General features: G+C 52.7%; 11 protein-coding genes. 5 read left to right on the top strand and 6 right to left on the bottom strand.

Annotated elements, in window-relative coordinates; all coding sequences use genetic code 11:
* Positions 1-164: 164 nt before the first annotated feature.
* From glpA to G4551_RS16105, 4 genes are all read left to right on the top strand, one after another.
* The gene (gene glpA / locus G4551_RS16090) at positions 165-1,793 is read left to right on the top strand and encodes an anaerobic glycerol-3-phosphate dehydrogenase subunit A (RefSeq protein WP_003839406.1); all 1,629 of its coding nucleotides are present in this window, start codon (positions 165-167) and stop codon (positions 1,791-1,793) included.
* On the top strand, positions 1,783-3,042 hold the full coding sequence (glpB, locus tag G4551_RS16095; protein ID WP_003839405.1) for a glycerol-3-phosphate dehydrogenase subunit GlpB: 1,260 nt from the start codon (positions 1,783-1,785) through the stop codon (positions 3,040-3,042). Before glpA ends, glpB begins: the two co-directional genes overlap by 11 nt.
* Positions 3,039-4,229, top strand: a complete 1,191-nt coding sequence (glpC, locus tag G4551_RS16100) for an anaerobic glycerol-3-phosphate dehydrogenase subunit GlpC (RefSeq protein WP_003027620.1) — start codon at positions 3,039-3,041, stop codon at positions 4,227-4,229. Before glpB ends, glpC begins: the two co-directional genes overlap by 4 nt.
* Positions 4,230-4,412: 183 nt before the next feature.
* Complete coding sequence (locus G4551_RS16105) at positions 4,413-5,363, top strand: Rpn family recombination-promoting nuclease/putative transposase (RefSeq protein WP_003839402.1); 951 nt, start codon at positions 4,413-4,415, stop codon at positions 5,361-5,363.
* 43 nt (positions 5,364-5,406) lie between these two features.
* Here G4551_RS16105 and yfaU read toward each other — a convergent pair whose 3' ends face one another.
* The 6 genes from yfaU to G4551_RS16135 all read right to left on the bottom strand — a co-directional run bounded on the left by yfaU (position 5,407) and on the right by G4551_RS16135 (position 11,615).
* Positions 5,407-6,210 carry a 2-keto-3-deoxy-L-rhamnonate aldolase gene (yfaU, locus tag G4551_RS16110; protein WP_003839400.1) on the bottom strand — a complete coding sequence of 268 codons (804 nt, stop codon included), beginning with the start codon at positions 6,208-6,210 and terminating at the stop codon, positions 5,407-5,409.
* A gap of 14 nt (positions 6,211-6,224) precedes the next feature.
* The gene (locus tag G4551_RS16115; protein ID WP_003839398.1) at positions 6,225-7,514 is read right to left on the bottom strand and encodes an MFS transporter; all 1,290 of its coding nucleotides are present in this window, start codon (positions 7,512-7,514) and stop codon (positions 6,225-6,227) included.
* A gap of 56 nt (positions 7,515-7,570) precedes the next feature.
* A complete protein-coding gene (gene rhmD, locus G4551_RS16120) occupies positions 7,571-8,776 on the bottom strand; it encodes an L-rhamnonate dehydratase (protein WP_003839396.1) in 1,206 nt (401 codons plus the stop codon).
* A gap of 13 nt (positions 8,777-8,789) precedes the next feature.
* Positions 8,790-9,572, bottom strand: a complete 783-nt coding sequence (locus G4551_RS16125; protein WP_003839394.1) for an IclR family transcriptional regulator — start codon at positions 9,570-9,572, stop codon at positions 8,790-8,792.
* A gap of 218 nt (positions 9,573-9,790) precedes the next feature.
* Complete coding sequence (locus G4551_RS16130) at positions 9,791-10,993, bottom strand: nicotinamide mononucleotide deamidase-related protein YfaY (protein ID WP_003839392.1); 1,203 nt, start codon at positions 10,991-10,993, stop codon at positions 9,791-9,793.
* Positions 10,994-11,072: 79 nt separating this feature from the next.
* Positions 11,073-11,615 carry a YfaZ family protein gene (locus tag G4551_RS16135; RefSeq protein WP_003027640.1) on the bottom strand — a complete coding sequence of 181 codons (543 nt, stop codon included), beginning with the start codon at positions 11,613-11,615 and terminating at the stop codon, positions 11,073-11,075.
* Positions 11,616-11,932: 317 nt separating this feature from the next.
* Here G4551_RS16135 and nudI point away from each other — a divergent pair, with 317 nt between their 5' ends.
* The gene (gene nudI, locus G4551_RS16140) at positions 11,933-12,358 is read left to right on the top strand and encodes a nucleoside triphosphatase NudI (protein WP_003027643.1); all 426 of its coding nucleotides are present in this window, start codon (positions 11,933-11,935) and stop codon (positions 12,356-12,358) included.
* Positions 12,359-12,595: the final 237 nt, after the last annotated feature.

The following is a 12,595-nucleotide window of genomic DNA, read 5'->3' on the forward strand; positions in this document are numbered from 1 at the left end:
AAAATGTGAAACGCAGCACATATTGTTACAGATTTATGACAAATGTTCATAAAGGCGCACGAAATCACGTTTCATTTTCGAATAATGAGCGATTATGCGCGAAATCAAACAATCCATGTTTTTTATGTGGCTAAATGATAAAAAACGAACTGTGAGGAAAAACAATGAAAACTCGCGACTCGCAAACAAGTGACGTGATTATCATTGGTGGAGGAGCAACAGGTGCAGGGATCGCACGCGATTGTGCGCTGCGCGGGTTGCGCGTCATCTTAGTGGAACGCCACGATATCGCCACAGGTGCGACCGGGCGCAACCACGGCCTGCTGCACAGCGGTGCACGCTACGCCGTCACCGATGCTGAATCTGCCCGTGAGTGCATCAGCGAAAACCAAATTCTGAAACGTATCGCCCGCCATTGCGTTGAGCCAACGGACGGTCTGTTTATTACCCTGCCGGAGGATGAGCTCTCCTTTCAGGCGACCTTTATTCGCGCCTGTGAAGAAGCAGGGATTCGCGCAGAAGCGATTGACCCTCAGCAGGCACGTATTATCGAACCTTCCGTGAATCCACAGCTGATTGGTGCGGTAAAAGTGCCTGACGGCACGGTTGATCCTTTCCGCTTAACCGCCGCCAACATGCTGGATGCGCGTGAGCATGGCGCGGTTATCTTAACGGCGCATGAAGTCACGGGACTTCTCCGTGAAGGGGCAACGGTTTGCGGCGTTAACGTGCGCAATCATCTGACGGGCGAAATGCAGTCCCTGCATGCACCGGTTGTGGTCAACGCTGCCGGGATCTGGGGTCAACGCATTGCGGAATATGCCGATCTGAGCATCCGTATGTTCCCGGCCAAAGGTTCGTTGCTGATTATGGATCATCGGATTAACCAGCATGTCATCAACCGCTGCCGTAAACCGTCTGACGCCGATATTCTGGTGCCAGGCGATACCATCTCATTGATCGGTACCACCTCGCAGCACATTGATTACGATGATATCGACAGCAACCGCGTCACCGCAGAAGAAGTTGACATTCTGCTGCGTGAGGGCGAGAAACTGGCGCCGATTATGGCGAAAACGCGCATTTTACGCGCCTACTCCGGCGTGCGTCCGCTGGTAGCCAGCGACGACGATCCCACCGGGCGTAACGTCAGCCGTGGGATTGTGCTGTTCGATCACGCCCAGCGTGACGGACTGGAAGGGTTTATCACCATTACCGGCGGCAAACTGATGACCTACCGCCTGATGGCGGAGTGGGCTACCGATGCCGTTTGCCGCAAGCTGGGCAATACCCAGCCTTGCACAACCGCAGACACCGCGTTGCCTGGCTCACAGGAATCTACCGAGCATACGCTTAAACGCGTTATTTCGTTACCTGCGCCGCTACGCGGTTCGGCGGTCTACCGTCACGGCGATCGTACCCCAGCGTGGCTGAGCGAAGGCCGTCAACATCGCAGCCTGGTCTGTGAATGCGAAGCGGTCACCGCAGGCGAAGTGCAATACGCCGTCGAGAATTTAACCGTCAACAGTCTGCTCGATTTACGTCGCCGTACCCGCGTCGGAATGGGAACCTGCCAGGGCGAATTGTGTGCCTGTCGCGCCGCAGGTTTGCTGCAACGTTTTAATGTCACTACCGCAGCACAATCCATTACTCAGCTTTCCGACTTCCTCAACGAACGCTGGAAAGGTGTGCAGCCTATCGCCTGGGGAGATGCACTGCGCGAAAGCGAATTCACTCGCTGGGTTTATCAAGGGTTGTGTGGTCTGGAGAAGGAGCACCAGGATGAAATTTGATACCGTCATTATCGGCGGCGGCCTCGCTGGACTGCTATGTGGCCTGCAACTGCAAAAAAGCGGACTGCGCTGCACGATTGTTACCCGCGGCCAAAGCGCCCTGCATTTTTCCTCCGGCTCACTGGATTTGCTCAGCAGCTTACCCGATGGTCAACCGGTGACGGATATAGAAGCGGGTTTGAATGCACTGCACACTCAGGCACCCGCACATCCGTATAGCACCATCGGAACGCAGAACGTTCTGGAACTGGCCCAGCAGGCGCAAAATTTACTGGAAGAATGCGGAACGCATTTGCAAGGCAACGTGCATCAGGCACATCAACGTGTTACCCCGCTGGGCACCCTGCGCTCAACCTGGTTAAGTTCCCCGGAAGTGCCGGTCTGGCCGCTGTCCGCGCAGCGTATATGCGTTGTAGGGATTAGCGGGTTACTGGATTTTCAGGCGCATCTCGCCGCGGCGTCATTACGCCAACGTAATCTCAGCGTCGAGACGGCAGAAATCGAACTGCCGGAACTGGATGTCCTGCGTGATAACCCAACCGAGTTTCGCGCCGTTAATATTGCGCGCCTGCTGGATAACGAAGATAAATGGTCGCTGCTCTATGACGCATTGCTGCCAATGGCAAAAACCTGCGACATGATAATCATGCCGGCCTGCTTTGGTCTGGCAGATGAGCGGCTCTGGCAGTGGCTTAACGAGCGCCTCCCCTGCTCGCTGACACTGTTACCGACCCTACCTCCTTCGGTACTGGGCATGCGTTTACACAACAAATTGCAGCGCCAGTTTGTGCGCCAGGGCGGTGTGTGGATGCCGGGTGATGAAGTGAAGAAAATCACCTGTCAGGATGGCGTGGTCAGCGAAATCTGGACCCGAAATCATGCCGATATCCCGTTGCGGCCACGTTTCGCCGTGCTCGCCAGCGGCAGTTTTTTCAGCAGCGGGCTGGTCGCCACGCGTGAGGCAATCCACGAACCAATCCTGGGACTGGATGTACAGCAAACAGCTACCCGCGCCGAGTGGTATCAGCGTGACGTTTTCGACCCACAACCGTGGCAACTGTTTGGCGTCACAACCGATGCCACATTGCGCCCATCACTGGCGGGAAAAACGATAGAGAACATGTACGCCATCGGTTCTGTCCTCGGCGGATTCGACCCTATCGCCCAGGGTTGCGGAGGCGGCGTGTGCGCAGTCAGCGCCTTACATGCCGCACATCATATTGCGAAACGTGCAGGAGGACAGCAATGAGCGACACACGTTTTGAAAGTTGTATCAAATGTACGGTGTGCACCACCGCCTGCCCGGTAAGCCGCGTCAACCCTAGCTACCCGGGCCCTAAGCAGGCCGGCCCGGACGGTGAACGTCTGCGCCTGAAAGATGGCGCGCTATATGACGATGCGCTGAAATACTGCATCAACTGTAAACGCTGCGAAGTGGCCTGTCCGTCAGACGTGAAAATCGGCGATATCATCCAGCGCGCGCGCGCCAAATACGACACGACGCGCCCATCGCTGCGTAACTTCGTCTTAAGCCATACCGATTTAATGGGTAGCGTTTCCACCCCCTTCGCCCCAATAGTGAATACCGCCACCTCACTAAAACCGGTACGTCAGTTGCTGGATTACGCGCTAAAAATCGATCATCGCCGTACGCTGCCGAAGTACTCCTTTGGTACCTTCCGCCGCTGGTATCGCAGCATTGCCGCACAGCAGGCGCAGTATCAGGATCAGGTCGCCTTTTTCCACGGCTGTTTTGTGAATTACAACCATCCCCAGCTTGGCAAAGACCTGATCAAGGTGTTGAATGCGATGGGAACCGGCGTGCAACTGCTGAGTAAAGAGAAATGCTGTGGCGTGCCGCTGATTGCTAACGGATTTACAGATAAAGCGCGTAAGCAGGCGGTCAGCAACGTGGCCTCACTCCGGGAAGCGATTGATGGCAAAGGCATTCCGGTGATCGCCACCTCATCAACCTGTACCTTTGCGCTACGTGATGAATATCCAGAAGTGCTGGATGTCGACAACTCAGGCCTGCGAGAACACATTGAACTGGCAACCCGCTGGCTGTGGCGCAAGCTGGATGAAGGTAAAACGCTGCCGCTGAAAACGCTGCCGCTGAAGGTGGTCTATCACACGCCATGCCATATGGAGAAAATGGGCTGGACGCTCTACACGCTGGAGCTACTGCGACAAATTCCGGGGCTGGAGCTGACGGTGCTGGATTCTCAGTGTTGTGGGATTGCCGGGACTTACGGCTTTAAAAAGGAAAACTATCCGACTTCACAGTCTATTGGCGCACCGTTATTCCGCCAAATTGAAGAAAGCGGCGCTGATATCGTCGTCACCGACTGCGAAACCTGTAAATGGCAGATTGAGATGTCTACCAGTAAGCGTTGCGAACATCCCATCACCCTGCTTGCCAAAGCGTTGGGGTAACTCAGTTGCCCGGTGGTGTTTGCTACCGGGCATTTTTGCGCATCCAGTTCCGCTTATTTGAATACGTTGCAGTCGGGCGTATTTATCTCTGATTCACCCACGCAAAAAATCAATTTCTCATATGCTGCGCTTGTTAAAAGTGGATACCGTCACGCCATCTTCTCTTTCTGGTGACGGACTACCATGGCTAAATCCACTACATCCACACCGCATGATGCGGTTTTTAAAAAGATCATTTCTTATCCTGAGATGGCCCGGGATTTTATGGAGATTCACCTCCCCGCGACATTACGTGAGATATGCAATTTGCAAACGCTGAAGCTGGAGTCCACCAGTTTTATCGAACAGGATCTCCGCGCGTACTACTCCGACGTATTGTGGTCGCTAAAAACCCACGAAGGTGACGGCTATATCTATTGTGTCATCGAACATCAGAGTACAGCCGTGCAGCACATGGCATTCCGCCTGATGCGCTATGCCACCGCTGCGATGCAGCATCATCTTGATGCCGGGAATAAAACGCTGCCGCTGGTGATCCCAATGTTGTTTTATCACGGTCAACAAAGCCCCTATCCCTGGTCACTCAACTGGCTGGATGAATTTGACAATCCACAGCTGGCACGACAGCTTTATTCAGAAGCCTTTCCGCTGGTCGATATTACCGTGACACCTGACGATGAAATCGTGCAACATCGGCGTGTTGCGCTGCTTGAGTTGATGCAAAAACATATCCGCGATCGTGATTTGATGGGATTAGTGGACCGACTGGTCTCGTTATTAGTTACAAGCACCGCTAATGACAGCCAGCTACAAACGCTATTAAATTACCTGCTACGGTACGGCGACGTTTCTCACGTCAACGAATTTATCCATAAAGTTGCCGAACGTTCCCCTCATAACAAGGAGAGGCTGATGACAATCGCAGAGAGGCTCAGACAAGAAGGTCACCACGATGGGCTGCAACAAGGGTTACAACAAGGATTAGAACAAGGATTAGAACAAGGAGTACAAAAAGGTACGCAAGAAGAAGCAACACGGATTGCTCGCATGATGCTGGAACATGGTATTGATCGTGAAATCGTACTGGGCATTACCGGTTTTTCTGCTGACGACGGGGCGGCTAGCAACCATTAGCACAGATCTCAGGCCCGATAGCCTTATACCATCGGGCCTGATATTAGTAACTGCTTTTTAACGTTTGTGCTGATTTCTCCGGCTTAAACATTGCCAACCGGCGATCCAGCGCTTCGGTATAAAGCATGGTATCGACGCCTACAGCGACAAAATTCGCGCCCCACTGCAAACATTTTTGCGCCATTGCCGGATCGACTGCGAGGAAACCGGCGGCTTTTCCGGCTGCGCGGATACGGCGAATGCTTTGTTCGATGATCTGTTGTACTTCCGGGTGTCCGGCGTTATCCGGATAGCCCAGTGATGCAGAAAGATCCGCCGGGCCGATAAAGACACCGTCAATACCTTCAACGTCCAGAATCGCATCCAGATTATCCAGTGCGGCTTTACTCTCGACCTGCACAAGCAGGCACAGTGATTCATTGACCCGTTCCATATAATTGTCGATACGTCCCCAGCGCGCCGCCCGCGCCACGCTGGCACCAACGCCACGCTCCCCGAGTGGTGGATAACGAGTCGCAGAAACCACCTGACGCGCCTGCTCCGCACTGTCGACCATAGGAATCAGCAACGTCTGCGCACCAATATCCAACACCTGCTTGATCAACGCTTTACTGCCCTCAACGGGACGGACTACCGGCTGACTGGCATAAGGCGCAATCGCCTGGAGCTGGTGGTAGAGATCCTGCACCGTATTCGGCGCATGTTCACCATCAATCAACAGCCAGTCGTAGCCCGACGTCGCGGCAATCTCCGCCATGTAGGAGGTGGTCGAACTGAGCCACAGGCCAACCTGGACTTCCCCTTTCCGCAATCCTTCTTTGAAGGGGTTTGATAACAATGCGTTCATAACGATCCTTACAATTAATGATGCACAGTACCTGCTTGTGAAACCGAACGGTTCACACTCAGCGTAAAGATGATAAGCGAGCCAATCATCGCGACGCCCGCCAGGACCAGCAGACCTGCCGCATCGCTGGCAAACAACGTTTCAGCTTTGACGCGCAGAATGGGGGCAATAAAGCCGCCTACGGCACCAAACAGGTTGACGAAGCCGATCCCCGCCGCCAGAGCTGTCCCGGAAAGAAGCTGCGTTGGCATCGTCCAGAACACCGGCTGTACGGCGATGAAACCAACCGCAGCGACGCAAAGCGCCACGATCGCCAGTACCGGTGAAACCAGCCCGGACAAGCCAATGCCAATCCCGGCCGCCAGCAGTGTCAGCGCAGCAACGTTACGTCGATCGCCAGTGCGATCGGAATAACGCGGAATAAGCCAGGTGCCAAACAACGCCGCTACCCACGGTATCGCCGTCACGACTGAAGCCGTAAAGCCGACCTTTGTTCCCAGCAATGCGGCAACCTGAGTGGGCAGGAAGAAGATCAAGCCATACACCGCGACCTGAATCGTCAGATAGATGATCGCCAGTTGCCAGACGCGGCCATTACGCAACGCGTCCGACAGGCGCGAAGTGACCTTTTTCTCCTCTTCACTCGCCAGTTGGCTAATGAGTGCAGCCTTTTCCTCGGCGCTAAGGAAACGCGCTTGCTGTGGCGTGTCGTCAAGCCAGAAGAAGGTAAAAACGCCTGCACCTACAGCCAGTAAACCTTCGATAACGAACATCCAGAACCACCCCGGATGTCCCATAAAACCGTGCATCTCCAACAGTGCACCTGAAAGCGGCGATCCCAGGGTTAATGCCAGCGGCGCACCCATGTAGAATAGCCCCATGATGCTGGCGCGATTACGCTGGGGGAACCACTGCGACGTCAGGTATATCATACCGGGGAAGAAGCCTGCTTCTGCCGCACCCAGCAGAGTACGGATGACCAGAAACTTTGCTTCTGTGTCCGCCCATGCCATCGCCGCGGAGAGAAATCCCCACAGTAACGTGGTGGTGCCAATCCAGGTTCTGGCGCCAAATTTACGCATCAACAGGTTGGCAGGAACGCCCAGAAAGGCGTAAACCACAAAGAAAATCCCCGCCCCCAACGCATAAGCCTCATTGCTCAGGCCGGTATCAATCTGATAGGTCTCTTTGGCAAAACCGATGTTCGAGCGGTCAAGAAACGCCAGCACATACAGCGCCAGCATAAAGGGAATCAAACGGGCGCGGTTTTTCTTCACCACACCGTCAAGTAACGTGGTACTCATCGCAAGATCCTCAAAGAAATGAGGGCGTTGCCGTGGCAATGGCAACGCACAGGTCATTAGTGGCTATAAGGGCGCTTCAGATTGCAGTCGCGGTTAAGTTCGACGCCAAATCCCGGTTTGTCGAGCACCGACTTATGAATGCGGCCATTGACGGGTACGGGTTCGTCCAGAAGGATCGGATCAAACTGTGGGCGCATCGTTGAGCAATCCGGGCTGGTCATCAAAAACTCACTGAATGGGGTGTTGGTGAACGTAATCACCGCATGATGCGAGTAGACCGATGAGCCATGCGGCACCACCAGCTGTCCGCGTGATTTCGCAATAGCGGCAATTTCTACTAACGTGGTTAACCCACCGCACCAGCCTACATCCGGCTGCATTATGTCGATGCCGGTTTCAGATAGGGTGCGGAAAGATTGTAGCGTTCCATGGTGTTCACCGCTGGTGACCATCATCCCTGCAGGGGCGTTGCGTTTCAGTTCGCGATAGCCTTCATACTGCTGCGGTGGCAGACACTCTTCGATCCACTTCAGATTATACGGCGCGCAGGCATGAGCCAGTTTGGTGGCATAGTTCACATCCTGACTCATCCAACAGTCGAGCATCAGCCAAAAATCAGGGCCACATTTTTCGCGCATATCAGCGACCATTGCTGCATCTTTGCGGATCCCGGCATCCCCATCTTGCGGCCCCCAGTGAGTTGGCATTTTGCCGCCAATAAAGCCCATCTCCTTTGCCAGATCCGGACGCGCGCCCGTCGCGTAGAATTGAATTTCGTCTCGTACCGCGCCACCCAACAGCTTGTAGACCGGTAAACCCACCACTTTGCCGAACAGATCCCACAGTGCCAGATCTACGCACGAGATGGTGTTCATCACCAGACCGCCAGAACCGGAGTAATACATTGTTGCGCCGAGCATCTGGTCATGAATGAGTTTGATATCGCTAACGCATTTCCCTTCAATAAAACGATTGAGATGCTTTTCTACAATAAAGCAACCCATCTCCCCTGCCGTCGACACGGCAAAACCGGTCTGCCCGTTCTCAGCTTCTACCTCAACAATCAGCGTTCCTAACACGTTGATACCAAAAGACTGACGCGATTGCTCGTATTCATGGTATTTACTCATTGGCGTGGCGATATGATCGTCAATCCAATGGTTAGCGCTCTGATCGTGATAGTCACCACCGCCAGCGCCTTTTTCCGCCGTGGCACCACCGGTAAACCAGGCGCGGACGTGTTTAATTTTAGGTAGGGTCATGATGTTCTCCTTTTTATGAAGCAAGTGAGTCGAAGGGACTTTTCCATCCCAGCAGGCGTGAAATATCTTTGGCGCAGGAAATCGCTTTACCAGCCAGATAATCACGGTTCTCTTCGTTAATTTGCAGACACGTGCCAACCACTGAAATCGCGGCGGTCAGCTCATTGCTAGCGTTAAAAACTGGCGCTGCGACGCAGCGAACATCGGGATAATCTTCGCCATTATCAAAGCTCCATCCACGCTGACGAATACGCTCAAGCTCGTCCTTCAACTGCTGTGGTTTGGTGATAGTGGTCGGCGTTGCCTGTTCCCATATCAGTTGTTCAATAATGGCTTTACGTACGGCGGCAGGTTGCCAGGCCAGCAGACATTTGCCGATACCCGAGCGATAGAGCGAAAGACTTTTCCCTTCGTGGGAGCGCACGCTGATAGTCGATGATGACTCTACTTTCAGGATGTAATACGCGCTTTCGTGGTCGATGATCCCCAGATGGCAAAGCAGTCCGGTCTCATCCATCAGTTGTGTCAACCGTGGACGGGCCAGTTCACGTAAATCCATCTTGCTCAGGGCATGTCCCGACAGTTCAACCAGCTTGGTCCACAGGCAGTAATTCTCCTGATGATCAATGCTGATGAAGCGTTGACGTTTCAGTTCGTTCAGTAACAGATACGCGGTACTTTTTGGAATACCCAGCGTTTCTATGATGGTGGCGGCACTGCATGGGCCGATACGCGCAATGAGATTGAGTATTTCAATCGCCCTGGTGAGAGCGGGAACTTTACTTGATTCCAACATACTGGACTCCAGTCTGAGATACTGGAATCAGTGTGGTGGGTTAAGGTGGTTAAAATTGTGAAGTGCATCAAACCATCCCGCTCTTCCAGTAGGCTGGAGAAAAAACGAGTGCAATTGTGAACTAATGCACAGATTTTTTTACAGGGAGTACAATAGGTTGGACTGAAAATGGGAAGGCCTGCATGCCTTCCCGTTACGAGAAGTAGAGAGAGAATAAATCAGGCAGGTAGCATCAAAGATTCCACCACTTCGATCCAGCCGTGCTCACTGGCAATATCCTGTCCGTTAAGCCAACGGCGCAGCATATTTAGCGCCATCATTGCGCACACTTCCTGACGAATCGACAAGCTGTAGCGATTAGCGTTCAGCCGAACGCGCAAACCATATGTCCCATTGGGGGTGGCCAGCGCAAAGTTAATATGTTCGTTTTCGAAAGCTGATATCGCCAAAGCCAGCCCGGCATAATGTTTGCTACGTCGCTCTGTTACCCAATGCGCCGTTTGCGCCAGCGTTTCTTCCTGGGGCGGAACCACTTCACTCGCCAACAACGGAGCATTAGCGCGAGAAAGCTGCAACGCGACCAGACCACCGGTAAATTGTTCGCTCAGCGTCAGGCTGTATTGCCGTTCCTGTAACGTGCGGGCAATTTGTGCGGGCAAGCCTTCCGTACCTTCGAAAATCATATTCTGTCCGGCAACTCGCTTAACTTCTGGCCACAGCGCCAGCATCGCTTTACGTTGGGAATCCGGCCCGGTCAGCTTCAGCTCAATAATCGGCATTGAGGAGCGATATCCCATTGTTACGCCCGGTGGCAAAGTCAGCGGATCCAGGCTTTGTGCCAGCTCACTTTCAGAACGGCCAAAGGTGGTTAATCGCAGGCATAACGGGGGCTGAGCCAAAGAGAAACGCTCACGCAAACGCGGCAGGATCTCATGCTCAACCATGACTTTAAATTCTGACGGTACACCCGGTGTAAAGAACATCAGGCAGCGGTTAAGCTTCAGGGCGAACCCGCACGCGGTACCCACCGGATTATTGATAAACTCCGCGCTGGCGGGAAGTTCAGCCTGTTTGCGGTTACTTGGCGCCATCACGCGGCCACGATCGCGAAAATATCGTTCCATCTCGGCGAGCCATGCTTCATGCAACACCAACCCTTCTCCTTTTGCCGTTGCCGCTGCCAGCGCGCTCAAATCATCGCTGGTTGGCCCCAAACCGCCATTAACGATCAGTACATCGGCGTGTTCGCTACGCTCACGCAAAACGGCGACTAAATCGTTAAGATTGTCACCTACCGTGTTGCGGCGTGTTAGCGGTAAACCCTGATTAAAGAAAAAATCGGCCAGCCAGGCGGCATTGGTGTCGACGATTTGTCCGTGCAACACTTCATCCCCGGTGGATAGCATCTCCACGTTTAACATCGTGTTCTCCTGCTTTTATGATGAAAACACTATAACGCATGGAGGGGGGAAGGCGCGACTGAACGCCGCGCCAGAAATGTTAGAAGCTGGCGTTAACCCCAACGTACGGGCCATCAGCAATTGCGTTATCACGGTTACCATCTTTACCTGCCAGGTTCAGGTAACGATAACCGGCTTCGATACTCAGCGGACGCATAATGGTCAAACGCGCACCGGCATTTGCTTCTTCATAGCTGTCGATACCGCTGGAAAGCGAATCAGGAGAGTAATAGTACTCACCAAACAGACGAATGCTGTCGCCGATCGGCCACTGTAAACCACCACCGACAGCCGCAGCATAACCTTCATCGCCATCGTTTGGATTGGTATAAACACCTTTACCACCAACGGTCGCCAACAGTGGACCCAGCGGGATATTCAGCCCCAGGCCCAGCCCAGCAACATCGCCGTCGTCATCATTATGCATCCAGTTGCCGCTGACGGCCAGACCGGTGGTCTCAGTACCCATACCGAATCCAAGGTTGGTGTAGTCTTCGCCAGCCTGACCGTTGATGCTAATCGCGTTTGCCGAAGCAGAAACAAACAGCATTCCGGCAAAACCCAACAGTAAACTTTTTTTCATTTTCTATCCTTTCCTGCAAGAATCAAAACATAGCCCCAAAACCGGTGAATTGTACTGTCAGATGACGAGGAATCAATGAGCTAAAAAAGCGATGCAAGACCATATTGTAACTAAATACTACTTAATGAGATTAGATAAGGTTAAATTTTTGTATGTAATCTATCATTCGCATCCCTGAACGCCATTTTCAACAACAATCAATTTTTCCTCGCCCGTACGGACTTAATCGTCGATGAAGCGTTTTTTCTCCAGCCAGCAAAAGGTAAGATAGGTGGATGATGGAATTCTTAATACCCGCCCCTGCAAGGACTTGACCTATGCGCCAAAGAACAATTGTTTGCCCATTAATTCAAAACGATGGCTGCTATTTACTCTGCAAAATGGCTGACGACCGCGGTGTGTTTCCCGGTCAGTGGGCGCTGTCTGGCGGTGGCGTTGAGCCGGGTGAGCGCATCGAAGAAGCTTTGCGCCGGGAAGTGAGAGAGGAGCTGGGCGAGCAGCTGGTGTTATCAGAAATTACGCCATGGACTTTCAGTGACGATATTCGTACTAAAACGTACGCGGATGGCAGCCAGGAAGAGATTTATATGATTTATCTCATCTTCGATTGTGTGGCAGCTAATCGTGAAGTGAACATTAACGAAGAGTTCCAGGCGTTCGCTTGGGTTAAAGCGGAAGATCTTGGCACCTACGACTTAAATATCGCCACACGTAAAACGTTAACCTTGAAAGGGTTACTGTAAGTCCCCCGAGTTTAAACGTAATATAAACAATGATCACATTAGCGGTATTGCTCTCAGCATTCAGCAACAGAGAACAATACCGCCATAATGACTAAAAACTCTTTATATTCAAACAAATAAACCACTCCCCACTGTCTTTGTTATTATCTCCCAAACCTTAAACCCTTAAGGATAAATTAACCTTCGGCCATTAACCTTTGTAGCCTGATGAAATAATTAACGACGCCCCTGTTTAGT

The organism is Citrobacter freundii ATCC 8090 = MTCC 1658 = NBRC 12681, assembly GCF_011064845.1.
Lineage (GTDB): Bacteria > Pseudomonadota > Gammaproteobacteria > Enterobacterales > Enterobacteriaceae > Citrobacter > Citrobacter freundii.

Bases quoted from the DNA above. Each gene is read 5' to 3' on its own strand.
- G4551_RS16125 (WP_003839394.1), bottom strand. From the start codon at position 9,572: ATGTTGGAATCAAGTAAAGTTCCCGCTCTCACCAGGGCGATTGAAATA.
- rhmD (WP_003839396.1), bottom strand. From the start codon at position 8,776: ATGACCCTACCTAAAATTAAACACGTCCGCGCCTGGTTTACCGGTGGT.
- G4551_RS16115 (WP_003839398.1), bottom strand. From the start codon at position 7,514: ATGAGTACCACGTTACTTGACGGTGTGGTGAAGAAAAACCGCGCCCGT.
- glpB (WP_003839405.1), top strand. From the start codon at position 1,783: ATGAAATTTGATACCGTCATTATCGGCGGCGGCCTCGCTGGACTGCTA.
- G4551_RS16105 (WP_003839402.1), top strand. From the start codon at position 4,413: ATGGCTAAATCCACTACATCCACACCGCATGATGCGGTTTTTAAAAAG.
- nudI (WP_003027643.1), top strand. From the start codon at position 11,933: ATGCGCCAAAGAACAATTGTTTGCCCATTAATTCAAAACGATGGCTGC.
- G4551_RS16135 (WP_003027640.1), bottom strand. From the start codon at position 11,615: ATGAAAAAAAGTTTACTGTTGGGTTTTGCCGGAATGCTGTTTGTTTCT.
- G4551_RS16130 (WP_003839392.1), bottom strand. From the start codon at position 10,993: ATGTTAAACGTGGAGATGCTATCCACCGGGGATGAAGTGTTGCACGGA.
- yfaU (WP_003839400.1), bottom strand. From the start codon at position 6,210: ATGAACGCATTGTTATCAAACCCCTTCAAAGAAGGATTGCGGAAAGGG.
- glpA (WP_003839406.1), top strand. From the start codon at position 165: ATGAAAACTCGCGACTCGCAAACAAGTGACGTGATTATCATTGGTGGA.
- glpC (WP_003027620.1), top strand. From the start codon at position 3,039: ATGAGCGACACACGTTTTGAAAGTTGTATCAAATGTACGGTGTGCACC.